The organism is Erwinia oleae (assembly GCF_000770305.1).
Taxonomy (GTDB): domain Bacteria; phylum Pseudomonadota; class Gammaproteobacteria; order Enterobacterales; family Enterobacteriaceae; genus Erwinia; species Erwinia oleae.
This window is the reverse complement of sequence record NZ_JNVB01000068.1, coordinates 1-24,910: the sequence shown is the minus strand read 5'-3', so window position 1 is coordinate 24,910 and position 24,910 is coordinate 1. Positions and strand designations below refer to the sequence as shown.

Genomic DNA, 24,910 nt, shown 5'->3' with positions numbered 1-24,910 from the left:
GTATTGTCGCCAATCACAACGTTATGTGCAATCTGGCACTGGTTATCAATGATAACACCATTCCCGATCTGAGTGTTATCAAGCGCGCCGCGATCGATAGTGGTACAGGCACCGATCTCTACACGATCGCCAATAATGACCGTACCCAGCTGCGGAATTTTCACCCAGTTACCGCGATCGTTAGCGTAACCAAAACCATCTGCGCCGATTACCGTTCCTGACTGAATCAGGCACGCCTTGCCAATTTGTACTTCATGATAAACCGAGACGTTCGCCCATAAACGAGAGCCGGCACCGATACGCGCATCTTTTCCAATAAAACAGCCTGCGCCAATTATCACGTTGTCGCCCAGCTCGACGCCGGACTCAATGACCGCGTTGGCACCCACGCAAACACCGCTTCCCAGACTGGCTGAAGCATCAATGACCGCGCTGGACGCGATATTATGCGCCGGCTGCGGCGTGGTATCCAGTATTTGCGCCATGCGTGCATAGGTCAGATAGGGATCGTTAACCACCAGCGCCGCGCCGTTAAAGCAGTCGCGATCGGCCTGCGTCAGCACCACGGCGGACGCATTGCAGTTGGCGAGCTGTTCACGATAACGGCTGTTGGAAAGAAAGGTGATTTGACCGGATTGGGCGGAGTGCATAGAAGCAATGCCAGAGATGACGAGCTCGCCATCTCCGTGCAATTCTGCATCCAACTGCTGGGCTAAATCAGCCAGTCGAATTGAAGACATTGATTATTTAACCTGTTTCAGAACATCAGCGGTGATGTCTTTGGATTTACCTGCATAGGCAACAGCATTGGCATCAATCACCACATCGTAGCCATCGTCGTCAGCCACTTTCTGCACGGCGTCCTGGATACGGCTCAGAATTTTATTACGCTCTTCCGCCTGACGACGGCGATTATCCTGTTCGAAAGCCTGCGCTTTGCTGGAGAAGGCTTCACGCTGGGTCATGACGTCTTTTTCCATGCGGCTGCGTTCGCTGGCCTTCATGGTTGAGCCGTCACGCTGTAAACGCTGCATTTTGGTTTGCAGATCGCGTTCCATACCCTGAAGCTCGGTAGCACGGCCTTTGAACTCATTCTCGAGCTGTTTCGCAACTGTCGCACGCGCCGGTAACTGTTGGAAAATGCTGGAAACGTTCACCACTGCGATCTTATCAGCAGCCTGTACACCGGCGGAAGTCGCCAGGGCGATAGAGAGGCCTGCGGCACACAACAACTTTTTCACTATAAACTCCTTACCATCAACGTTTGTGTCTTCGACACAGGTCTGCGCGTTGGGGCAGCTTTTTACAAGCTGCCTGTGAACGGCGCGATACACTCTTAAACGATTTCCATATCAGGCTGCGTTACCAGGTTTTACCAATGTTAAACTGGAACTGTTCAGCCTTATCTCCATCATACTTTTTGAACGGTTGGGCATACGAGAAGACCAGCGGCCCCAGTGGAGACATCCACTGTAGCGCCAGACCCGCCGACAGGCGAATATTACCCGGATCGCTGTAGTCAGGAATGCCGGCTGCGCGCGTCTCATCCGTATTTTCCCACTTCGTATCCCATGCCGTACCCGCATCAACAAACAGCGAGGTGCGCACGGAATTAGCATACTTTTCGCTCAGGAACGGCGTTGGGGTGATCAGCTCAGCGCTGGCCGTTGCCATCGCGTTACCGCCCACCGCATCGTTAGAGCTACAAAGCGTATTCGTGCCTGAGCAGGTTGACGAATTGTCATTGTAGTAAGCCGCTTTCGGGCCGATGGTGTTGGATCGGAAGCCGCGTACGGTGCTTGAGCCACCCGCGTAGAAGTTCTCATAGAACGGCATCTCTTTACCATCCAGCCCGTCGCCGTAGCCTACGCGACCACGCCCCAGCAGCACCCAGGTGCGATCCTGATTCAGCGGCAGGTACTGCTGCGTATCCAGCGTCGCTTTGTAGAAGGCGTTGTCGGAGCCCGGAATGGTCACCTTGCCATTCAGGTTGGTACGGTTACCCGACGTTGGGAAGAATCCGCGATCGAGATTGTTGTACGTCCAGCCGTAGTTAAAGGTGAAGTCATCGGCAGAATAGGACTCGCGACCGGAGAGATCCGGGTTCTGACCCACTGAACTCAGATAACGGAACATCGCCACCTGCGGCTGCATGTTGGACAATGAGTTATGCACGTAGCCCAGGCCAACGCGAAGCGTGTTGTTTTCGTTGACCGGGAAGCCCAGCGTACCGTCTGCACCGTAGCTTTTGTTGGTGTAGTCGGAAAGATCGGCGTCGTCGGCTTCAAAGTCGTTATAGAAGATGCGGCCACCGAGGCTCACGCCGTCCACGGTAAAATAGGGATCGGTCAGTGAGAATTCAGCGTAGGTCTGGTAGTCGTTTTTGGTTCCGCTGATGCCGACGGTGTTCCCGGTGCCCAGCCAGTTATCCTGCGTGACGCCAACCTGGAAGCTGACGCCGCTTTCCGTACCGTAGCCGACGCCAAAATTAAAGGTGCCGGTATTGCGCTCTTTAACTTTGTAAACCACATCAACCTGATCGGGCGAGCCTGATACTCGCTGCGTATCGGTATCAACCGTTTCAAAATAGCCGGTACGATTCAGGCGCTCTTTCCCCTGCTCGACCAGGTCACTGCCCAACCACGCGCCTTCCATCTGGCGCATTTCGCGGCGCAGAACGGAATCTTTTGACGTATCGTTGCCTTCAAAGCGTACTTTACGCACATAGTAACGGTTGCCCGCGTCAACATTGACGTGAAGCTTAACGGTTTTATCCGCATCGTTGATTTCAGGCTGCGTTGCCACGCGCGGATAGGCATAGCCATAGCGACCGAGCATCTTTTTGATGTCGTCTTCCATACGCGTCACTTTCGCGCCGTTGTAGAGTTCGCCGGGCTTGATTTTAGTCAGCGCTTCTACTTCGGCGGAGTGGCCCGCCATGCTGCCATTCACCACCACGCCTGAAAGCTTGTACTGTTCGCCTTCATTGATATTGATGGTGATATAGATGCCTTTTTTATCTGGCGTCAGGCTGACCTGCGTGGAATCAATATTGAAACGCGCATAGCCGCGATCGAGATAGAAGCTGCGCAGCGTTTCGAGATCGCCAGCCAGCTTTTGCTTCTGATACTTACGATCGCCGACCACGTTCCACCACGGCACTTCATCGCGCAGCTGGAAGCGGGAAATCAACTCTTCAGAGCTGAAGTCTTTATTGCCAACCACGTTGATCTGTTGAATTTTCGCGGAAACGCCTTCGGTAAAGACCAGCTTCAGGTCCACGCGGTTACGCGGCAGCGGCGTCACCACGGCTTTGACGTTGGCGCTGTATTTACCGACGCTATAGTAGAAATCTTCCAGCCCTTTCTCGATTGAGGTGATGGTGGTGCGGTCGAGGGCTTCGCCCACGCGCACGCCAGAAGCCTCAAGGTTTTGCTTAAGCATGTCATCCTTCACCGCTTTATTGCCGGAGAAGGTGATGCTGGCAATCGTTGGACGCTCCTTCACCTGAACAATCAGCGTATCGCCATCGCGTAAAACCTGAACATCTTCAAAGTTTCCGGTAGCAAAAAGGGCGCGAATAGTATTACTGATGTCGTCATCGGAGACGGAATCCCCGACGCGTACAGGCATACTCAGTAATGCCGCACCGACGGCGACTCGTTGAAGGCCTTCGAAATGAATATCCTTCACCACGAAGCCGTCTGCCGCGTATACGGTAGCGCTGCTAAACAGCAGCGACGCTATGAGCAACTTTTTCATCGCCATCGTTGTTATGCATTCTTCCTAACTGGTTCCCACATACAGTTGCCCGGAGGCAAACTATAACCGCGAGAAATCATTGAAAAGCGCAAGCCCCATTAACAACACCAGCAAAATCGAGCCGATGCGATAACTGAAGTCCTGAACTCGCTCAGACACTGGCGCACCTTTGATCTTTTCGATCGCCAGAAACAGCAAATGTCCACCATCTAATACCGGCAGAGGGAACAGGTTGATGATACCGAGATTCACGCTGATTAACGCGAGGAACATCAAGTAATAAATCAGGCCGTATTCCGCCGACGTCCCAGCACCCTGTGCAATCGAAATGGGCCCGCTGAGATTATTTAACTTCACTTCACCTACGATAAGCTTGCCCAACATGTTTACCGTCAGCTTCATAAGCTGCCAGGTTTTTACAGTGGCCTCCCCTATCGCGGCAAACGGGCCGAACTGGCGCACCGTTTTATATTCATCCGCAAGCGGAATAAAGCGCGGAACCACGCCGACAAACCCTTCCGCCTTATTGCCTGGTTTCACGTCGGGCGTCAGCGTGACTGCTACCGTTTGCCCGTGTCGTTCCACCTCAACCGCCATCGCTTTGCCGGGACTGCTACGTACCTGCGTGGCAAAATCCATCCACTGCTTCAGCGGTTGACCATCGACTTTAACGATCCTGTCGTCTGCTTGCAAACCTGCTTTGCTCGCCGCCGAGTTGCTTTGCACCTTCGCCAGCACGGTTTCTATCTGTGGCCCGCGCGGCTGGATACCCAGCGCGGCGACCGGGTCCTGCTTATCCGGTTCGAACTGCCAGTCCCGTAAATCAACCCGCTTATCGGTGCGCTGCGCGCTGTTGAAAGGCGCTACGCTCAGCGTGGTGTCTTTCTCGCCGATTTTTGCTACCAGCGCCATGCGCACAGCTTCCCAATCAGGCGTTTCGATACCGTCAACGGCTTTAAGTTCCATGCCTGGTGCAATTTGCGCCGCTGCGGCGGGCGAGTTGCTGATTATTTCGCCAATTACCGGGCGCACGCCGGGTACGCCAATCATGAATACCAGCCAGTAAGCGAAAATAGCAAAAAGGAAATTTGCGATGGGCCCGGCGCTGATAATGGCCGTGCGCTGAAGAATGGTTTTATTATTGAAAGCCTGATGACGAAGCTCTGGCGTCACGCTTTCGACGCGCTCGTCCAGCATCTTCACATAGCCGCCGAGCGGGATCAGCGCAACCACGTATTCCGTGCCCTGCGCGTCGCGACGACGCCACAGCGCTTTACCAAAACCAATGGAAAAGCGCTCAACCTTGACGCCGCAGCGGCGGGCCACCCAAAAGTGGCCGAACTCGTGCACGGTAATCAATACGCCCAGCGCAATGATAAACGCACCAAGGCTCCACAGGATGCTCAGCATATCGTCCCTTATAACGTCCCGAAGACCAGCAACAACAAACAGGCGAAAACTGGTACCGCAGCGGTAAGGCTGTCAATACGGTCAAGAATGCCGCCATGTCCCGGAATTAAATTTCCGCTGTCCTTAATACCCGCCTCGCGCTTGAACATGCTTTCGGTGAGATCGCCGAGCACGGAGGCCAGCGCGGCCACCACTGAACAGGTTAGCAACGTGACGGCAGGAATGCTCAGCGGCGCCCACAGCCCGAACAGCCAGGAGATAATCGCCGAACAGAGAAGGCCGCCGAAAAAGCCTTCCCAGGTTTTACCGGGAGAAACCTTAGGTGCCAGCTTGTGTTTGCCGAACAGGCGGCCAAACATATACGCGCCGGAATCCGCGCCCCATACCAGAAACATGATATAGAGCAGCCACCAGGCACCGGCAAAATGGTCAACGTCGTAATGATACTGGCGTAGCGCCATCATGCCCCAGAAAAAGGGCACAATGGTCAGAATGCCAAAAAGGAGACGCAGCGGGCGTGAAGTACGCCAGAGTGAAGCGGACGTGGGATAAAACAACACCAGAATCAAAGCAACGATCCACCAGGCCAGCGCAGCCCAGAGCGATCCTGTCACCTGCGGTAAAAGCACGGAGTGCTGCCAGGCCGGAAGGGTGGAAAGCATCACGACCAGCAGAAGGCCGCATGTTGCTGCGAGCGCGATACGCTGAGCGCGTGACGCAAGTCCCGCCAACTGCCCCCATTCCCAGGCGGCCAGCATACAGATGGCCAGGATGGTAATCGCGAACCCTGAGGGCGGCAGCAAAAAGAGCGCCGCTATCACAATGGGAATGAGTATAAATGCAGTAATCAGGCGAGACTTCAGCAAAGATTACCCCCCGAGCGCTCAGGCGCCATCGGGTGCTGCGCCGCCAAAGCGACGCTCTCGTTGTGCAAACGCATTCAATGCACCTTCAAAAACTTGTTCATCAAAATCAGGCCAGAGAACATCGGTAAAAAAGAACTCCGCGTAAGCAATTTGCCACAGCAAGAAGTTACTGATTCGATGCTCTCCCCCTGTCCTTATTACCAAATCCACCGGTGCCAGATCCTGAAGGCAAAGATGTGAGCCAAGCGTCTCTTCGCTGATGTTATCGGGGCGAATAAGACCTTCCTGCACCTGCTCTGCGATTTTTCTGACACCGTGAATAATATCCCAACGACCGCCATAATTCGCGGCAATGTTGAGTGTCAGTCCATTATTTTGTTGAGTAAGTTCCTCTGCACGGCGAATACGCTCCTGCAAGCGGGCGTTAAAACGGCTGGTATCACCGATAATTCGCAGGCGAACATTATGCTTATGCAGATTTTTTACTTCGCTGTCGAGCGCCCAGACAAACAGCTCCATCAACGCCATCACTTCTTGCGGAGGGCGGTTCCAGTTCTCACTGCTGAAAGCGTAGAGCGTCAGCGCGTCAAATTTGTTGCTGACGGCAAAACTGACGGCCCGACGAACCGATTTCACGCCCGCCTTGTGACCCGTTATGCGCAGTCGGCCCTGGTTTTTAGCCCAACGGCCATTGCCATCCATAATGATGGCCACGTGACGGGGAATTTCCCTTTGCAGGTCATCGGATTGTAATAAGTTTTCGGACGACATAACGCGTATTTATTTCCTTTATTCAGAAAAAGTCTGGTTTCTGAAATATCTTGCCCGCGTGGCGCAAAAAAAGCCGTGACCAATGCGGCCTCAGCATTAATTAGCGGTCGAAGACTATACCATCTCCGCCCCTGCCCCACAAATGGCGACGGCCCCGTTATCGCGCCGCAGCAAAACGCGGCAGACAGGCAATAGCGGCTGCACGCGCCTGTCTGTCGATATCAAGAACGGCATCCACACTGGTTGGCTCTGCACTGTTCAACGTTTCCAACACGGCCATATTAACAGCCGCAATGTCGGTAAAACGGATTTGCGCGTCAAGAAATGCGGCGACGGCAATTTCATTAGCGGCATTTAGCGCAGTCGTTGCGGCCTGTCCGTTCTTGCAGGCGTCAATCGCCAGCTTCAGGCAGGGATAGCGTGTGTAGTCCGGCTCGGCGAAGGTCATTGCGCCCATGCGGGTGAAATCCAGCGGCGTTGCGCCAGACTGCACGCGTTGCGGCCACGCCATCACATGAGCAATAGGCGTACGCATATCCGGCGACCCAAGCTGAGCCAGTACGCTGCCATCACGATAGCGCACCATGGAGTGGATAACCGACTGCGGATGCAGGATCACTTCCATTTGCGAATCGCTCGCGTTAAACAACCAGCGGGCTTCAATATATTCCAGACCTTTATTCATCATGGTGGCCGAATCGACGGAGATTTTACGCCCCATTGACCAGTTCGGATGCGCGCAGGCCTGATCGGGCGTCATGCGGGCCAAATCCGCCAGCGGCGTCGTGCGAAAAGGGCCACCTGACCCCGTAAGGATAATGCTGTCAATGCCATTACCCGTCAGAGAAGCATACCCTAACTGCTGCTGGAGGGAAGCGGGCAAACTCTGAAAAATGGCGTTGTGCTCGCTGTCGACGGGCAAAAGCTGCGCACCGGAAGCGCTCACCGCCTCAAGAAAAAGCTGGCCGCAGGTGACCAGCGACTCTTTATTGGCAAGAAGAACCTGCTTACCTGCGCGAATAGCCGCCAGCGTGGGCAACAGGCCGGCAGCGCCGACGATCGCCGCCATCACCTGGTCAACGTCGTCCAGCGCGGCCAGCTCGCAGGCTGCCTCTTCACCGCTCATTACCTCAGTGGCAACGTTCATACTTTTCAGACGCAGCCTCAGCGCGCTGGCCGATCGTTCGTCCGACATCGCGGCATAAGCAGGCCGAAAATTCAGACACTGCTCCGCCATCAGCTCTACGTTATGTCCAGCGACCAGTGCCTTCACGGCAAACCGTTGCGGATTAGCGCGCACCACCGCCAGCGTACTGGTGCCAATAGAGCCTGTCGAACCGAGGATCGTTAATTGCTTCATGAAGTTGCTCTGCATAGTGAACGGAGGAAGGCGCCTGCGCTGCCTTCATCAATAACGAGACGAAATGCAAAACGCCGTAAGACTGACCACTCGCGAGAACGGCAATCTGTACGGCGTTTATGCGAAAGATGACGAACTCAGAAGTCCATCAGCTCCGCTTCTTTCTCGGCCAACGCGGTATCCACTTTTTTAATGAAGGCGTCGGTCATTTTTTGAATTTCTTCCTGTGAGCGACGATCTTCGTCTTCACTGATCTCTTTGTCTTTCAACAACGCTTTAAGTTTGTCGTTAGCATCGCGACGCACGTTACGTACGGCAACGCGGCCCTGCTCTGCTTCGCCACGCACGATCTTGATCAGATCTTTACGACGCTCTTCAGTCAGCGCTGGCAGCGGAACGCGGATATCGCTTCCCGCCGAGCTTGGATTCAGACCGAGATCGGAGGTCATAATGGCTTTTTCAACGGCAGCGCTAACGGAACGGTCGAACACGTTTACCTTCAGCGTACGTGAATCTTCTACCGTTACGCTGGCCAGCTGACGCAGCGGTGTAGGCGTACCGTAGTATTCAACCGTAATCCCGTCGAGAATACTGGGCGACGCGCGGCCGGTACGAATTTTACTGATGTTATTTTTGAATGCCTCAACGCTTTTATCCATGCGCGTTTCAGTATCTTTTCTGATTTCGTTAATCACGTTGGAACCCTTGGATTCTGGTTGACCTGCCGGGCGCGTAAAATTGCGCCCGTTGCGAATGTCGTCATCACTCTTTAGTGTAGCGCGTACCACGCGCCACGCAGAGAATATACCTTAACTCGACGCTGACGGGTATTAGTGCGTAATCAGCGTGCCTTCTTTTTCGCCCATCACCACGCGACGCAGGGCGCCGGGTTTATTCATATTAAATACGCGAATGGGCAGCTTGTGGTCGCGCGCCAGGGTGAATGCCGCCAGATCCATTACCTTCAACTCACGCTCCAGCACGTCGGCGTAGCTCAGCTGATCGTGAAGCGTTGCATCCGGATTTGTTACCGGATCGGCAGAGTAAACACCGTCTACTTTCGTCGCTTTCAACACCACATCGGCTTCGATCTCAATACCGCGCAGGCAGGCTGCTGAATCGGTAGTAAAGAAAGGATTGCCCGTACCGGCGGAGAAAATCACCACGCGATTATTCCGCAGCAGGCTGATTGCTTCTGCCCAGCTGTAGTTATCGCATACGCCGTTTAACGGGATTGCCGACATCAGACGCGCGTTGACATAGGCGCGGTGCAGCGCATCGCGCATCGCCAGGCCGTTCATCACGGTTGCCAGCATGCCCATGTGGTCGCCGACTACGCGGTTCATACCTGCCTGCGCCAGGCCAGCGCCGCGGAACAGGTTACCGCCACCAATAACCACGCCGACCTGAATGCCCAGTTCTACCAGCTCTTTCACTTCCTGAGCCATACGATCCAGCACGCTGGCGTCAATGCCGAAACCTTCGGCGCCTTGCAGAGCTTCACCGCTCAGCTTGAGCAGAATTCGTTGATATACGGGTTTTGCATTCGTTGCCATGGTTTTTTTCCTGGAAGCTGTCATCGATAAGGGGAATGTAGTCTGCGCTATCATCCCTTGAGTCAGGGTGAATGACTATTGGGATGAGACTGAAAAATGTATTCTGAAGCAGATAAAAAAGAACCGCCGTTTGGCGGTTCCTGTTAACCATTAAGACTGTTTGGACATGGCCGCGACTTCTGCCGCGAAGTCGGTTTCCGCTTTCTCAATGCCTTCGCCCACTTCGAAACGGATGAAGTTAGTTACGTCTGCATTTTTCTCTTTCAGCAGCTGACCCACGGTTTTGCCTGGGTCCATAACAAACGCCTGACCGGTCAGAGAAACTTCGCCGGTGAATTTCTTCATGCGGCCTTCAACCATTTTCTCTGCGATTTCACGCGGCTTGCCGGACTGCATAGCGATGTCGAGCTGGATCTGGTGCTCACGCTCAACCACATCGGCAGACACGTCTTCTGGCTTAACGAATTCAGGCTTGCTTGCCGCAACGTGCATCGCCAGCTGCTTAACCAGCTCTTCGTCAGCACCGGTGGCAGCAATCAGCACGCCGATACGCGCGCCGTGCAGGTAGTTGCCCAGCACGTCGCCTTCCAGTGAAGCAACGCGACGGATATTGATGTTTTCACCAATTTTCGCTACCAGCGCAACGCGCTCTTCTTCAAACTGGGTTTTCAGCACGTCAACGTCAGTGATTTTGCCTGCAACAGCCGCATCCAGCACTTTGTCAGCAAACGCCTGGAAGCCGCCGTCTTTAGCAACGAAGTCAGTCTGGCAGTTAACTTCCAGAATGATGCCGTAGTTGCCAACGATTTTGGTTTTGATCACGCCGTCAGCCGCTACGTTGCCTGCTTTTTTCGCCGCTTTGATTGCGCCGGATTTACGCATGTTCTCAATCGCCAGCTCGATGTCGCCATTGGCTTCGGTCAGCGCTTTTTTACAATCCATCATGCCAGCGCCAGTGCGCTCGCGCAGTTCTTTTACCAGAGCAGCAGTAATATCAGCCATTCTCTAATCCTCGGTTAGCTCAGCATTCGTCAGCGCCGTGGCGCCACGTCGAATGCCTGGTCTCGGAAGAAATATTTCGCCTCGCCGGCGGCAAAGCAAATTCGAAAAAAATAAAGGGGCCATACGTGGCCCCTTACAGATTACTATCTGATTGATAAGGGCTCTGTTGAAGAGCAGTCCTTATTACTCAGCTTCAGCGAAGCTTTCTTCCGCCTGCTGAGCCAGATCCTGAGAGCGACCTTCACGCACGGTAGTAGCCACGGCGGTCAGGTACAGGCTGACAGAACGGATGGCGTCATCATTACCAGGAATGATGAAGTCAACGCCGTCTGGATCAGAGTTGGTATCAACAACAGCAAATACCGGGATACCCAGGTTGTTTGCTTCTTTGATAGCAATGTGTTCGTGGTCAGCATCGATAACAAACAGTGCGTCCGGCAGGCCGCCCATGTCTTTGATACCGCCCAGGCTGTTTTCCAGCTTGGCCAGTTCACGAGCACGCATCAGCGCTTCTTTTTTAGTCAGCTTGTCGAAAGTACCGTCCTGAGACTGAGTTTCCAGATCTTTCAGGCGTTTGATGGACTGACGAACGGTTTTCCAGTTAGTCAGCATGCCACCCAACCAGCGGTGATTAACGAAGAACTGGTCACAGCTGCCTGCTGCTTCTTTTACCGCTTCGCTTGCCGCGCGCTTAGTACCTACGAAAAGGATCTTACCTTTACGGGAAGAAATTTTGTTCAGCTCAGCCAGGGCTTCGTTGAACATAGGTACGGTTTTTTCCAGGTTGATGATGTGAACTTTGTTACGCGCACCGAAGATGAATGGTTTCATTTTCGGGTTCCAGTAACGGGTCTGGTGACCGAAGTGTACACCTGCCTGAAGCATGTCGCGCATGGAAACAGTTGCCATGATTACCTCTATAAATGATTTGGGGTTAGGCCTCCATGTATCCCATACAACCGACCTCGCTGCTGCTTGCGCAAACATTAAGGCACCCCGGCGTATGGTCTCGATACATGTGTGTTATTTACACAATGAGAGTTATGCGTTCCCGGTGTTGCCACAGAGAATCGTCGGCGCGCTTTATACCACAAAGCGCTGTGCGAAGCCAATAATTGTTGTTGCGTGCGTGCCCACACAAACTGCAATTGGCAGAGCCGGGGCGGGCTGCTAACATTGCTCCACGTTTTATTATTGTCGAAAATGTCGACAACTGCGGACAAATTGAATGGCAATTACAATTAAAACCCCTGAAGAGATCGAAAAAATGCGCGTGGCCGGTCGCCTCGCCGCAGAAGTGCTTGAAATGATTGCAGAGCACGTGGTGCCCGGCGTAAGCACCGGTGAACTGGATAGACTGTGCCACGATCACATTGTGAACACGCAAAAAGCGGTATCAGCCAGCCTGGGCTACCACGGCTTTCCTAAATCCGTTTGCATCTCCGTCAACGAAGTGGTTTGCCACGGTATTCCCAGCGATGACAAGATCCTGAAGGATGGCGATATCGTGAATATTGACGTCACGGTGATTAAAGATGAGTTTCATGGCGATACCTCCACCATGTTTATCGTCGGCAAACCCACTATCCAGGGCGAACGACTCTGCCGTATCACTCAGGAGAGCCTTTACCTGGGGCTGCGCATGGTCAGGCCGGGCATTCGCCTGCGGTCGATCGGCCGTGAAATCCAGAAGTTCGTTGAAGCGCAGGACTTCTCCGTGGTGCGTGAATACTGTGGACACGGCATTGGCCGCGGCTTCCATGAAGAGCCGCAGGTGCTGCATTACGATGCGGACGACGGCGGCGTGGTGCTTCAGCCCGGTATGGCGTTCACCATTGAGCCGATGGTCAATGCGGGTGACTACCGCATTCGCAGCATGAAAGATGGCTGGACGGTAAAAACTAAAGATCGCAGCTTGTCTGCTCAGTATGAGCATACTATCGTGGTGACGGAAAACGGCTGCGAAATTATGACGCTGCGTAAAGATGAGACCCTTCCGGCGGTTCTGACGCACGACGCCTGATCGCTCTTCAGCGTGTAAAGCCGGCGAAAGCCGGTTTTTTTTTGCCGCTGCCATCACCGGATCCCTTTCCTCCATGCGCGGAGAAGCCAGGCGTGAATAAAAAATTAAATAAGTACTCTCTTTCCCCTTCTCCCGCCGACTGGCAGGACGACGACCTGACGCGCGATACTATTCGCCTGCGCCTTGAGCAGTTTCAGCAAAACCTCGCGGAGGCGTTTGATGAGGGCGTCAACGCGGAAGAACTGATTGATGCGCGTACGCTTTTTATCGACAGATTACTCCGCCGCCTCTGGCAGTTTTATGGCTTTCCGGCGCAGCAGGATATCGCGCTGGTGGCGGTCGGCGGCTACGGCCGTGGTGAGCTGCACCCGCTTTCCGATATCGACGTGCTGATGCTGAGCCGCAATGTGCTTTCCGAGCAGGACGCGCGCCGCACCAGCGAGCTGCTGACGCTGATGTGGGATCTGAAGCTGGAAGTGGGCCATAGCGTGCGCACCCTTGAAGAGTGCCTGCTGGAAGGGTTATCCGATCTTACTATCGCCACCAACCTGATTGAATCGCGCCTGATCACCGGCGATCTTGCGCTGTTTCTTGAGCTACAGAAAAACATCTTCAGCGACGGCTTCTGGCCGTCCGACCGCTTTTTTGCCGCCAAAATCGATGAGCAGCAGGCGCGGCATCATCGCTATCACGGCACCAGCTATAACCTGGAGCCGGACATCAAAAGCAGCCCCGGCGGCCTGCGCGACATCCACACGCTGCTGTGGGTGGCGCGTCGCCATTTTGGCGCCACCTCAATGGATGAGATGGTTGATTTTGGCTTTCTCACCAGCGCCGAGCGCAATGAGCTGAACGAATGTCAGAGTTTTCTGTGGCGCATTCGTTTCGCGCTGCATTTAACGCTGCCGCGCTACGATAACCGCCTGCTGTTTGATCGTCAGCTTAACGTTGCGCAGCGGCTGAATTATGCCGGTGAAGGGAATGAGCCGGTCGAACGGATGATGAAGGATTTCTACCGCGTGACCCGCCGCATCGGCGAACTGAATCAGATGCTGCTCCAGCTTTTCGACGAGGCGATCCTCGCGCTGGGCGAGGACGAAAAACCACGACCGATTGACAGTGAATTTCAGCTACGCGGCACGCTGATCGACCTGATTGATGAAACGCTGTTCAGCCGTCAACCTGAAGCGATCATGCGCATGTTTTATACCATGGTGCGCACGCCGGTGATCACCGGCATCTACTCGACCACGCTGCGCCAGCTACGCCACGCGCGCAGTCATCTCAACCAGCCGCTGTGTTATATTCCAGAGGCGCGACAGCTGTTTCTCGCCATTCTGCGGCATCCCGGCGCGGTGAGTCGGGCGCTGGTGCCGATGCACCGCCACAGCGTTTTACGCGCCTATATGCCGCAATGGGGCAATATCGTCGGACAGATGCAGTTCGATCTTTTCCATGCTTACACCGTCGATGAACACACCGTTCGCGTTCTGCAAAAGCTGGAGAGCTTCGCCAGCGAGGAGACGCGTCCACAGCATCCGCTGTGCGTGGAGATTTGGCCGCGCCTGCCGCAGCCGGAACTGCTGCTGCTGGCCGCGCTGTTTCACGATATCGCCAAAGGACGCGGCGGCGACCACTCGATCCTCGGCGCGCAGGACGTGCTGGAATTCGCCGAGCTGCATCATCTGAACTCGCGGGAAACGCAACTGGTTGCGTGGCTGGTACAGCATCATCTGCTGATGTCGGTCACCGCGCAACGACGCGATATTCAGGATCCCACCGTCATTCAGCAGTTTGCGGAGGTGATGCAGAACGAAAACCGGCTGCGCTATCTTATCTGCCTGACGGTGGCCGATATTTGCGCCACCAACGGCAATCTGTGGAACAGCTGGAAGCAGAGCCTGCTGCGCGAACTCTTTTTCGCCACCGAGAAACAGCTTCGGCGCGGCATGGACAACCATCCCGATCTGCGCGAGCGCGTGCGCCATCATCGCCTGCAAGCGCTCTCCCTGCTGCGAATGGACAACATCGACGAACAGGCGCTGCAAAATATCTGGGGCCGCTGCCGTGCCGACTACTTCCTGCGCCATACGCCAAACCAGCTCGCCTGGCATGCACGTCATTTGATCAATCACGATCTGAGCAAACCGCTGGTGCTGGTCAGCCCGCAGGCGACGCGCGGCGGCACGGAGATCTTCGTCTGGTGCCCGGATCGTCCTTACCTGTTTGCCACGGTGGCAGGCGAGTTGGATCGCCGCAATCTGAGCGTTCATGACGCGCAGATCTTCACCAGCCGCGACGGCATGGCGATGGACACCTTTATCGTGCTGGAGCCGGACGGCAGCCCGCTGGCAGCCGATCGTCACGAGATGATCCGCGAGGCGCTGCGACAGGCTATCGGTCAGACGACATGGCAGCCGCCAAGAACGCGGCGGCCGTCGCCGCGCCTCAGGCACTTTAATGTGGAAACCGAAGCGAAATTTCTGCCAACCCATACCGATCGTCGCACCTATCTGGAGCTGATCGCGCTGGATCAGCCTGGCCTGCTGGCGCGCGTGGGGGAAGTGTTCGCCGATCTTGGCGTCTCGCTGCACGGCGCGCGGATCAGCACCATCGGCGAACGCGTGGAAGATCTGTTTATTTTAGCCAACGGCGAGCGGCGGGCGCTCAACCCGCAATTGCGCAAGGAGTTGCAACAACGGTTGACAGAGGCCCTTGATCCAAACGATAAAGTGTGACCGGGAGTAAACTTTTTTCGACCCGCCGGAGTCGCGCGCTTCTCGCTTTTTTTGCGGGAGCGTGTCTGCTTCGCAAACCGCTTTGACCACAGGAAATGAGAATTAATGCAACAGTTACAGAGTGTTATTGAGAGCGCCTTTGAGCGTCGCGCCGACATTACCCCTGCAAATGCCGATACCGCCACCCGCGAAGCGGTGAGCCAGGTTATTGCCCAACTGGACAGCGGCGCGCTGCGCGTGGCTGAAAAGATTAATGGCGAATGGGTCACCCATCAGTGGTTAAAAAAGGCGGTGCTGCTCTCTTTTCGCCTCAATGACAACCAGGTGATTGACGGCGCTGAAAGCCGTTTTTACGACAAAGTGCCGATGAAATTCGCTGACTATGATGACGCACGCTTCAAAAAAGAGGGCTTTCGCGTGGTGCCGCCTGCCGCCGTGCGCCAGGGCGCGTTTATCGCCCGCAACACCGTACTGATGCCCTCTTACGTGAATATCGGCGCTTACGTTGATGAAGGCGCCATGGTAGATACCTGGGCAACCGTGGGTTCCTGCGCGCAGATTGGCAAAAACGTACACCTGTCCGGCGGCGTTGGCATTGGCGGCGTGCTGGAACCGTTGCAGGCCAATCCCACCATCATCGAAGACAACTGTTTTATCGGCGCGCGCTCTGAAATCGTTGAAGGCGTGATTGTCGAAGAAGGCGCGGTGATCTCAATGGGCGTCTACATCGGTCAGAGCACAAAAATTTATGACCGCGAAACCGGCGAAGTTCATTACGGACGTGTTCCTGCGGGTGCCGTGGTGGTTTCCGGTAACCTGCCCTCCAAAGACGGCAGCTACAGCCTTTACTGCGCGGTGATCGTCAAGAAAGTTGACGCAAAAACCCGCGGAAAAGTGGGCATCAACGAACTGCTGCGCACCATCGACTAAGCCTGCGGGCCGCGCCCGGCGGCCCGTAATTTTATCTTTACACTTCCCGCTTAAATAACTTCTTTCAGGCCCTGAAATAACGGGTGCTATTGCGCAACAACTGAGCGATAATCCGCGCCAGTTAATAATGCAATTTAATCTTTTCGTAATCCGGGCTGTGAATTTTAAAGCTATCTTTATCGATAGTCCGAAACGAGCGAGCTGAGTGAAGACAAGGCGTAAGCGCGCAGCCAGCGGAGTGGATTTAACGTCCATGAGCATGGCGAGCACTGCACAACGCAGTATTCACGACGCGCAGCCGGAGCGATCCCTCTTCATTCAGGAAATAACTCTTATGTATGATAATTTGAAAAGTTTGGGTGTCAGCAATCCCGACGATATTGACCGTTACAGCCTGCGTCAGGAAGCCAGCAACGACATCCTGAAAATCTACTTCCGCAAAGACAAAGGCGAGTTTTTTGCCAAAAGCGTGAAGTTTAAATACCCGCGCCAGCGTAAAACCGTGGTGGCCGATAACGTCAGCCAGGGCTACAAAGAAATTCAGGAAATCAGCCCCAACCTGCGTTACGTCATTGATGAGCTGGATCAGATTTGCCAGCGCGATCGCGTTGAAGTGGATCTGAAGCGTAAAATTCTTGAAGACTTACGCCATCTGGAAAGCGTGGTCTCAAATAAGATCAGCGAAATCGAAGCCGATCTGGAAACGTTAACCCGCAACGGCCGTTAATTTTTCTCTGCCTGATATAAAAAACCAGCGTTAAACACGCTGGTTTTTTTATGCCTTATTTTCAGGGCTGCTCATCCAGTTGCAGCGCGACATAAAGCAGTAGTCGATCGTCGAAATTGCTCAGATTCAGGCCCGTCAGCTCGGAGATCCGGTTCAGCCGATACTCCAGCGTGTTGCGATGAATATAAAGCGCTTTCGCGGTGGCCGAAGGCTGCACGTTATGACTGAACCAGGCGCTCAGCGTGCGTTTAAGCAGGCCGTTATTATCCATCGCTTTCAGCTTCGCCAGCGGGCGCGACAACTCATTCGCCTGCCAGCCGCCGCGCAGGCTGTCCAGCAGCACCGGCAACACCAAATCCTGATAGAAAAAGCTGCGCTGCTCCGGCATACGCTGTTTGCCTACCAGCATGGTAGTGCGCGCGGTGCGATAAGATCGCGCAATGCTGCCCGGCCCGGTGAAATAATTCCCCAGCGCAATACGCATCCGTAAATGACCGCTCTCTTTCATACGCGCCAGCAGATGATCAACGCGTTTACGATGATCGTCCGCATCGTAGCGTCCGTGCGCATTCAGCGCCGGTTTCAGCACCACCATTTCAGTCAGCGAAACAATGGCGATAAGATTGTCGCGCTCCGGCGTGGTAAGCAGCGTCTGTAACTGTTGCAGCTCAGACATGGCGCTGTCCACGCCAAGCTGTCCGCTGTCCACCTCAACCACGGCCACCACGCGCGGCTGGTTGATGTCGATCCCCAGCCGCTGCGCCCACTCCATCAGCGCTGGCGAGATCGTTTCACTGCGGATCAGATTGAGCACCAGCTCTTCACGCAGGCGGCTGTCCTGCGCCAGCATGTGCAGCAGGCGCGTCTGTTCCAGCATCATTTCAGCCGTCATGCACACCAGTTCGCCGTAGTGGCGCAACGCCACCGGCTCGCCGGTCAGACCAATCACGCCGACAATTTCGCCGTCGATGCGCATCGGCAAATTAATGCCGGGGCGCACGCCGTGCAAATGTTTTGCCACCGCCTCGTCAATATCCACCACGCGCGCCTGGGAAAGGGCAAGCAGCGCCCCTTCGTGCATTTCCCCTATTCGCTCCCGATCGCCGCTGCCGATGATGCGGCCACGCGCGTCCATCACGTTGACATTGCTGTCAATAATCTGCATGGTTCGGGCCACAATCTCCTGCGCCAGACGGGCGTCAAGATGGCAGGTTGACATAGACAGCTCCTGAAAAAAGTTATCGCGTCAGAATAGCCGGGGTACAACAGCAGAGCATTGTGCAAATGCACAAAGAAAAGCATGGAATACAAAAACTGCGAAGAGACTCACGATTTACAGCCAGAAAGGCGCCGACGGACATCGGCGCCCGGAGAGATTACTGCATCAGCAAATAGATGCTGCTGTCGCCACGTTTGATATTCAGCGCCAGCACGCCGGGTTTGGCGTCGAGGATCTTCCTCAGTTCACCCAGGTTGGTCACGGGCTGCTGATTGACACCGAGGATCACATCGTCCTTTTTCAATCCGATGCCCGCCGCAGCAGAACCCGGCTTCACGCTGTCAATCTTCACGCCCTTAACGCCTTTCACGTCGTAGTTGCTCAGATCGGCACCCTCAATGCCCGTATAGATATTGCCGGAATCGACTTTACTCTGGCTGCTCTGCTGAAGCTCAACGTTAACCGTCAGCGGCTTGCCGTCGCGGATCAGGCCGAGCACCATTTTTGTACCGACCGGCAGTGAACCCACCTGCGCACGCAGGGCGGCAAAGCTGGATATTGGCTTGCCGTTGATCGAGGTCACCACATCGCCTGCCTTAACGCCTGCTTTCGCTGCGGACGATCCCGGCACCACCTGGCTGATGAACGCGCCACGCTGCGCGTCAACTTTCATTGCCTTCGCCAGTTCCGAGTTCAGTTCGGTACCCATGATCCCCAGTTCGCCGCGTTTCACCTGACCATATTCCACCATTTGCGCCGTCAGGTTCTTCACCATGTTGCTGGGAATAGCGAAACCGATGCCGATGTTGCCGCCGTCCGGCGCGAGGATCGCAGTGTTAATGCCGATCAGTTCGCCGTTCAGGTTGACCAGCGCGCCGCCGGAGTTACCGCGGTTAATCGCCGCATCCGTCTGGATAAAGTTCTCGTAGTTTTCCACATTCAGACCGCTTCGGCCCAGCGCAGATACGATGCCCGAGGTGACCGTTTCGCCCAGGCCATAAGGGTTACCGATTGCCACCGTGTAGTCGCCCACTTTGATATTGTCCGAGTCGGCCATTTTAATCGCCGTCAGGTTTTTCGCTTCATTGAGCTGGATCAGCGCGATATCAGAACGGGGATCTTTACCAATAACCTTTGCATCATATTTGCGGCCATCGCTCAGCTGCACCTGAATTTTGGTCGCTTTATCGACAACGTGATTATTTGTCACCACATAGCCTTTGGCGGCATCAATCACCACGCCCGATCCCAGCGCGCGGAACGTTTCCTGCTGCGGATTTGCACCGCCCTGTCCGCCTCCCTGGCAGAACGGTGAATTCAGGAACGGCGAACCCTCCTGACAAAACGGCGAATTGTCGCCAAAAAACTGCTGGAACTGCTGCGGTAAACGTTGATTACGAACGGTGGTGCTGCCTTCAATATTAATGCTGACCACCGAAGGCATGACCTTTTCCAGCATCGGCGCCAGGCTGGGAAGCTGCTGGCTTGATGAAGAAGCGGTTTCCGCCGCAACGGCAGAGAAAGGGATAGTCGCCATTCCAAGGCTTAATGCCAGCGCACTGGCCAGAAGTGTTTTTTTCATACGTCTGATTCTCACTGTGTCCTGTTATGCAACCATTGCTGTGGTCGTGATGATGAGATTCATGTTTTACCGCTAAGTTCATCAGGAAGTTTCAGCTAAAGGTAAATATTTATATTATTCCTTTACAAAACTAACCCGCGCGATGGGTTATTCCACCGCCATTAAACGACGATATTCATCCCATGCATACAAATCCGTCATACCGCTAACATAATCCTGCAACATTCGCGCGCGGAAATAGTATTCCCAGATAGCAATATCGTCAGATCGTTTATCCAGCCGCCCTACCGCCTCACTGTAAGCCAGGCGAAAACGCGTGGAGAGTTTATGAAAAAGGCGCGTCTCAATTGGATAGCCTTTTAAATAATCTTTCTCAATTAGTTCTGAAAAATCGTGCTGACTGAGCGAAAGCAGCGGGCGATAAATATCCAGTAGCCCGCTAATCACCCGGTAGCCCTGAAGCTCAAGCTGTTCCACATCGGGATGGTTAAACACATGACTAAAGGCTACTTTTTTGAAAATTTCCAATAACAAATTTTGTGGGCTACCGTCTTCAAGCAGCGCTTCGTTGAATTCGCCATCATACACCGCCGAAATATTGTCAATAAAGCGACTGGCGGCATGCGGTACCAGCCGTGAAACGGTATTCACCCGCAGATACATAAAAAACTGATCGACACTGCTGCGGCTGAACTGCGCGTTACGCGATTTCTCAAGCGCGTTGGTTACCACTAAACTGAACAGATCGTTCGCCTGATGGTTTGGCCACAATGCATATAAATGGTCATAAAGTTGCTCAACGGTAAATATCTTCTTCTCGACCGCATCTTCTAAATCCGCCACGCAATAAGAAATATCATCGGCGGCTTCCATAATATAGGTCAGCGGAAAACGGCAGTGCGGTTTTAACTCTAATTCTTTACGCAAACGACCGACGTATTCTTCTTCTGCCAGATAATAGCCTGGCTTTTTCATTAAATAGGCGTGCGATGGCGGAATGTCGCCGCTGAACCACGCCGGACGTGTATATTTCAGGATGCAGCCAACCTGCGCCCAGGTCAGATTCATTTTAAACAACGTGTGCACCATACGAATGGCCTGCGCGTTGCCTTCAAAGTGCGACAGATCCTGACGGATGCGGGCACGCAGTTCATTGAAACCGTCGTCCTGATAGCGCAACGCGTGCGGCTCACAGTAATCCTGACGGTTATCGCCACGGCGAAACGTCGCGTCCAGCCGCTGACCGAACCAGTCGTTAATGGCTGATTCGCCAAAGTGGCCAAACGGCGGATTGCCGATATCGTGCATCAGGCAGGCCATCTCCACCACGCTTTCGAACGGGCCGGTCAACTGCGCCAGGCCATAGGTTTCCAGCCTGCCCAGCTCTTTCAGTCGCGTCATGACTTCTTTGGCGATGTAGCGACCCACCTGCTGCACCTCCAGCGAGTGCGTCAGACGGGAGCGCACCGCCGCGTTGCGCTCAAGCGGGAAGACCTGCGTTTTCTGTTGCAAACGGCGAATGGCCGCTGAGTTAATAATACGCCCGCGATCGCTTTCAAAAATGCGCAGAATTTCATGCTCATCTTTAACGCCCTGCTGCGGTCGATAGCGGCGCTGATAGTTAATTTTCTTCCTGAAATCGATATGGTTCATGCCTGCTTCCCATGTTCGGGCACCTGTGCGAAGTGCGTTTTGCGGATTATGTCCCTTATGCTGCCATGATAGACTATGCGCTGAAAACGCAGACGAATTCCACAACATTAGCGGGTATCCCTATGAAAGCAGGCATAATTGGTGCAATGGAGCAGGAAGTTACCCTGCTCCGCGATAAAATTGAAAACCGTCAAACGCTGACGCTGGCTGGCTGCGAAATTTATACCGGCACGCTGAACGGCGTCGAGGTAGCGTTGCTGAAGTCTGGGATTGGCAAAGTGTCGGCGGCGATGGGCACCACGCTGTTGCTGGAGCGGTGTAAACCGGATCTCATTATTAATACCGGCTCTGCTGGCGGCCTGGCGGCCTCATTGACGGTGGGTGATATCGTCGTATCTGACGAAGTGCGCTACCACGATGCCGACGTCACCGCCTTTGGTTACGAACCCGGTCAGATGGCAGGTTGTCCCGCTGCTTTTCGTGCCGATGACGCGCTGATCGCGGCAGCGGAGTCGTGCATCAGCGAGCTTGGCCTGAATGCGGTGCGCGGTCTGGTAGTAAGCGGCGATGCCTTTATCAACGGTGCAGAACCGCTGGCGCGCATCCGCAACACGTTTCCTCAGGCCATTGCCGTTGAAATGGAAGCCACCGCGATCGCGCACGTCTGCCACCAGTTTGGCACGCCGTTTGTGGTGGTGCGCGCCATCTCCGACGTGGCCGATCGCGAATCCCATCTGAGCTTCGACGAGTTTCTCGCCGTCGCCGCAGCACAGTCCTCGCTGATGGTGGAAACGCTGCTGGCCCATCTCTCGCGTGGCTAAATGGCTGGCCGCGTTACTGCTGCTGAGCAGCCTGACGGCGTCAGCGGCACCGGTTGTTATTACTCTGGCGCCCAATCTGACCGAACTGGCATTTGCGGCGGGCATTACGCCCGTTGGCGTCAGCAGCAACGCTGATTTCCCGCCGGAAGCCACGCAGATCGAGCAGGTTGCCGACTGGCAGGGCATTAACGTCGAGCGCATTATGGCGCTCCGGCCCGATCTGGTGCTGGCCTGGCGCGGCGGCAATCCGCAGCGGCAGGTTGAGCAGCTTCAGGCGTTTGGCATTCAGGTTGAGTGGATTGACCCAGAAACCATAGAACAGGTTATCGCGACGCTGCGGCGGCTCAAGACCTGGAGTCCGCAGCCTGAGAAAGCCGATCGCGCGGCGCGATCGCTTGAAAACCAGCTTGCTGCGCTGCGTCAGCGTTACGGCCATGCGCCGCGCAAAGCGGTTTTTCTGCAATTCGGGCAGCAGCCGCTGTTCACCGCCTCACGCAATACGCTGCAAAACCAGGTGCTTGAGCTGTGTGGCGGCGACAACATTTTTGCCGACGCGCGCGTGGCCTGGCCGCAGGTGAGCCGCGAACAGGTACTGATGCGCCATCCGGCAGCGATCGTCACCGGTGGCGATGCGAACCACGCGGCGTCGGTTCGCGCCTTCTGGCGTTCACAGCTTAACGTGCCGGTTATAGCAATAAACGAAGACTGGATCAGCAGGGCCGGCCCGCGCATCGTGCTGGCGGCGCAGGCGCTCTGTCAGCAGTTGCATGCTGAACCTGAAGAAAAAACGGGGAAAAGGCAGAAAGATCCCCAACTTTAAGGCGTTGGGGAAAAACTCAGATGCTGAATGAGGAGCCGCAGCCGCAGGTGGTTTTCGCATTCGGGTTCGTCACCACAAAGCGCGAGCCTTCCAGCCCTTCGGTGTAGTCGACCGAGCCGCCAACCAGATATTGCAAACTCATCGGGTCAACAACCAACGCCACGCCCGCTTTCTCAATGGTCATATCGCCATCGTTTACCTTATCATCAAAGGTAAAACCATACTGAAATCCTGAACAGCCGCCGCCGGTAATATAGACGCGCAGTTTCAGATCGGGATTGTCCTCATCTGAAATCAGGTTTTTAACTTTGCTGGCCGCTGCTTCAGTAAATTGCAGTGGCAGAACGATATCGTCACTCATTTGATACTCCAGTAAGCGATCAGGTCATAAAACGACCATGTCTTGCGTCATTATCTTATACGCAAGTATAGCAATCAAGTGTCCGGCGCGTTTAAGGCACGGCCTGCCACCTGCGCTTCGTCATCTTTCTGCTGCTGTTTTGCCAGCGTGCGCGCCAGCAGCGCCGAATAGAGCGGCTTTCCGCCCAGAAACTGCGCCAGCAGGGTTGCGCCGAGACAGGTAATGATCATGGGTAAAATAAGCTGATAGTTATCGGTCATCTCCAGCACCAGCACGATGCCGGTCAGCGGCGCGCGCACCGACGCGGCAAACAGCGCGCCCATCCCGGCGATGGCGAACGTACCGGCCTGAAGCGAATAAGCCGGAAACAGCGCGACGCTGGCCATGCCGAATGCGGTGCCGAGCAGCGTGCCCAGCGCCAGCATCGGCGCAAAGATGCCGCCCGGCGCCCCGGAGCTGAAACAGAGCAACGTGGTAACGGTTCGCGCAATAAAAATAAACAGCAGCATGCCAATAGTATAGTTTCCCGCTGCCGCGATGGGTATCAGGTTAAAACCGCCGCCGGCAGCTTCCGGTTCAATCAGGCCGAGCACGCCACAGACGCCGCCCAACACCGCCCCGACCAACAAAAAACGGTGCATTTGTCCGCCGTGGATACGCTGAAACATATCCTGCGCTTTAAACACCAGCGCGTTGAACAGCACACCGACCACGCCAAACAGCATGCCGAGAAGCAGATAGAGCCACAGCGTGTTCACCGGCGCGTTGGTGAGTTTGCCAACGTTGATCACTGCCTCGTCGCCGTTGAAAATGCGAAAAACGATGCTCGACATAATCACACCAATAAAAACGGCTTTAATGGAGATTACGCTGTAGCGGAACTGCAATCGCATCTCTTCGAGAATGAACAGGATCCCCGCCAGCGGCGCATTAAACGCTGCCGAGAGCCCGGCCGCCGCGCCGGTAGCCAACAGTGAGTGGCGGGCTTCGGCGCTTTTCATGCGGAAAATATCCAGCACCATACGGCCAAGGTTGCCGCCGATCTGCACGGTCGGACCTTCGCGCCCCAGCACCATACCCGCGCCCAGCGTACCCATGCCGCCGATAAACTTCACCGGCAGAACGCGCCACCAGCGCACCGGCCTCAGCTCCTCTAATGCGCCTTCAATTTCAGGGATGCCGGAACCGGAGGCCTCCGGCGCGAACTTTTTCACCAGAAAGTAGCCTGCCGTCGCCAGCGCGGCGGAGAGAATAAACGCCAGAGGAAATACCAGCAGCCAGTGGTTTTCAACCGTGGCTAACAGCATCA

General features: G+C 54.9%; 22 protein-coding genes. 6 read left to right on the top strand and 16 right to left on the bottom strand.

What is annotated here, in order from left to right; genetic code table 11:
* The 11 genes from lpxD to rpsB all read right to left on the bottom strand — a co-directional run.
* Nucleotides 1–740, bottom strand: a 740-nt coding sequence (gene lpxD, locus GS12_RS18305; RefSeq protein ID WP_034949446.1) for a UDP-3-O-(3-hydroxymyristoyl)glucosamine N-acyltransferase, incomplete at its 3' end; no start/stop codon positions are given.
* A gap of 3 nt (nucleotides 741–743) precedes the next feature.
* Entirely contained in the window at nucleotides 744–1,241 is a 498-nt protein-coding gene (gene skp / locus GS12_RS18300) for a molecular chaperone Skp (protein WP_034918873.1), read from the bottom strand.
* 121 nt (nucleotides 1,242–1,362) lie between these two features.
* On the bottom strand, nucleotides 1,363–3,768 hold the full coding sequence (gene bamA / locus GS12_RS18295) for an outer membrane protein assembly factor BamA (RefSeq protein WP_034949445.1): 2,406 nt from the start codon (nucleotides 3,766–3,768) through the stop codon (nucleotides 1,363–1,365).
* A gap of 54 nt (nucleotides 3,769–3,822) precedes the next feature.
* Complete coding sequence (gene rseP, locus GS12_RS18290) at nucleotides 3,823–5,172, bottom strand: sigma E protease regulator RseP (RefSeq protein ID WP_034949444.1); 1,350 nt, start codon at nucleotides 5,170–5,172, stop codon at nucleotides 3,823–3,825.
* Between the two features lie 8 nt (nucleotides 5,173–5,180).
* Nucleotides 5,181–6,038: a phosphatidate cytidylyltransferase gene (gene cdsA, locus GS12_RS18285; protein WP_034912459.1), complete on the bottom strand. Its 858-nt coding sequence runs from the start codon at nucleotides 6,036–6,038 to the stop codon at nucleotides 5,181–5,183.
* 18 nt (nucleotides 6,039–6,056) lie between these two features.
* Nucleotides 6,057–6,809, bottom strand: a complete 753-nt coding sequence (ispU, locus tag GS12_RS18280) for a (2E,6E)-farnesyl-diphosphate-specific ditrans,polycis-undecaprenyl-diphosphate synthase (RefSeq protein ID WP_034949443.1) — start codon at nucleotides 6,807–6,809, stop codon at nucleotides 6,057–6,059.
* Nucleotides 6,810–6,966: 157 nt separating this feature from the next.
* Complete coding sequence (ispC, locus tag GS12_RS18275; RefSeq protein WP_034949448.1) at nucleotides 6,967–8,169, bottom strand: 1-deoxy-D-xylulose-5-phosphate reductoisomerase; 1,203 nt, start codon at nucleotides 8,167–8,169, stop codon at nucleotides 6,967–6,969.
* Nucleotides 8,170–8,306: 137 nt separating this feature from the next.
* The gene (gene frr, locus GS12_RS18270) at nucleotides 8,307–8,864 is read right to left on the bottom strand and encodes a ribosome recycling factor (RefSeq protein ID WP_034912455.1); all 558 of its coding nucleotides are present in this window, start codon (nucleotides 8,862–8,864) and stop codon (nucleotides 8,307–8,309) included.
* Between the two features lie 135 nt (nucleotides 8,865–8,999).
* Nucleotides 9,000–9,725 (bottom strand): UMP kinase, encoded by a 726-nt coding sequence (gene pyrH, locus GS12_RS18265; RefSeq protein ID WP_034912451.1) that lies wholly within the window; start codon nucleotides 9,723–9,725, stop codon nucleotides 9,000–9,002.
* A 150-nt stretch (nucleotides 9,726–9,875) separates the two neighbouring features.
* A complete protein-coding gene (tsf, locus tag GS12_RS18260) occupies nucleotides 9,876–10,727 on the bottom strand; it encodes a translation elongation factor Ts (RefSeq protein WP_034912450.1) in 852 nt (283 codons plus the stop codon).
* Nucleotides 10,728–10,910: 183 nt separating this feature from the next.
* Nucleotides 10,911–11,636 carry a 30S ribosomal protein S2 gene (rpsB, locus tag GS12_RS18255; RefSeq protein WP_034912448.1) on the bottom strand — a complete coding sequence of 242 codons (726 nt, stop codon included), beginning with the start codon at nucleotides 11,634–11,636 and terminating at the stop codon, nucleotides 10,911–10,913.
* A 319-nt stretch (nucleotides 11,637–11,955) separates the two neighbouring features.
* On the opposite strand from rpsB, the gene map reads away from it, so the two are divergent.
* The 4 genes from map to GS12_RS18235 all read left to right on the top strand — a co-directional run bounded on the left by map (nucleotide 11,956) and on the right by GS12_RS18235 (nucleotide 17,145).
* Complete coding sequence (gene map / locus GS12_RS18250; RefSeq protein ID WP_034949441.1) at nucleotides 11,956–12,750, top strand: type I methionyl aminopeptidase; 795 nt, start codon at nucleotides 11,956–11,958, stop codon at nucleotides 12,748–12,750.
* Nucleotides 12,751–12,842: 92 nt separating this feature from the next.
* Nucleotides 12,843–15,488, top strand: coding sequence for a bifunctional uridylyltransferase/uridylyl-removing protein GlnD (glnD, locus tag GS12_RS18245; RefSeq protein WP_034949439.1), 2,646 nt, complete (start codon nucleotides 12,843–12,845; stop codon nucleotides 15,486–15,488).
* 105 nt (nucleotides 15,489–15,593) lie between these two features.
* Nucleotides 15,594–16,418: a 2,3,4,5-tetrahydropyridine-2,6-dicarboxylate N-succinyltransferase gene (gene dapD, locus GS12_RS18240; protein WP_034949435.1), complete on the top strand. Its 825-nt coding sequence runs from the start codon at nucleotides 15,594–15,596 to the stop codon at nucleotides 16,416–16,418.
* 334 nt (nucleotides 16,419–16,752) lie between these two features.
* Complete coding sequence (locus tag GS12_RS18235) at nucleotides 16,753–17,145, top strand: DUF3461 family protein (protein ID WP_034912440.1); 393 nt, start codon at nucleotides 16,753–16,755, stop codon at nucleotides 17,143–17,145.
* Between the two features lie 61 nt (nucleotides 17,146–17,206).
* Here GS12_RS18235 and GS12_RS18230 read toward each other — a convergent pair whose 3' ends face one another.
* The 3 genes from GS12_RS18230 to dgt form a co-directional block, all read right to left on the bottom strand.
* Nucleotides 17,207–18,364 carry a CdaR family transcriptional regulator gene (locus GS12_RS18230; RefSeq protein ID WP_034912438.1) on the bottom strand — a complete coding sequence of 386 codons (1,158 nt, stop codon included), beginning with the start codon at nucleotides 18,362–18,364 and terminating at the stop codon, nucleotides 17,207–17,209.
* Nucleotides 18,365–18,521: 157 nt separating this feature from the next.
* A complete protein-coding gene (gene degP, locus GS12_RS18225) occupies nucleotides 18,522–19,946 on the bottom strand; it encodes a serine endoprotease DegP (RefSeq protein WP_034949433.1) in 1,425 nt (474 codons plus the stop codon).
* A gap of 147 nt (nucleotides 19,947–20,093) precedes the next feature.
* Nucleotides 20,094–21,599 carry a dGTPase gene (gene dgt, locus GS12_RS18220; RefSeq protein WP_034949431.1) on the bottom strand — a complete coding sequence of 502 codons (1,506 nt, stop codon included), beginning with the start codon at nucleotides 21,597–21,599 and terminating at the stop codon, nucleotides 20,094–20,096.
* A 122-nt stretch (nucleotides 21,600–21,721) separates the two neighbouring features.
* On the opposite strand from dgt, the gene mtnN reads away from it, so the two are divergent.
* Nucleotides 21,722–22,420 (top strand): 5'-methylthioadenosine/S-adenosylhomocysteine nucleosidase, encoded by a 699-nt coding sequence (gene mtnN / locus GS12_RS18215; protein WP_034949447.1) that lies wholly within the window; start codon nucleotides 21,722–21,724, stop codon nucleotides 22,418–22,420.
* A complete protein-coding gene (gene btuF / locus GS12_RS18210; RefSeq protein WP_034949429.1) occupies nucleotides 22,413–23,240 on the top strand; it encodes a vitamin B12 ABC transporter substrate-binding protein BtuF in 828 nt (275 codons plus the stop codon). Before mtnN ends, btuF begins: the two co-directional genes overlap by 8 nt.
* A 16-nt stretch (nucleotides 23,241–23,256) precedes the next feature.
* Here btuF and erpA read toward each other — a convergent pair whose 3' ends face one another.
* A complete protein-coding gene (gene erpA / locus GS12_RS18205; RefSeq protein WP_034912434.1) occupies nucleotides 23,257–23,601 on the bottom strand; it encodes an iron-sulfur cluster insertion protein ErpA in 345 nt (114 codons plus the stop codon).
* 74 nt (nucleotides 23,602–23,675) lie between these two features.
* On the bottom strand, nucleotides 23,676–24,910 hold a 1,235-nt coding region (clcA, locus tag GS12_RS18200), incomplete at its 5' end, for a H(+)/Cl(-) exchange transporter ClcA (protein WP_034949426.1).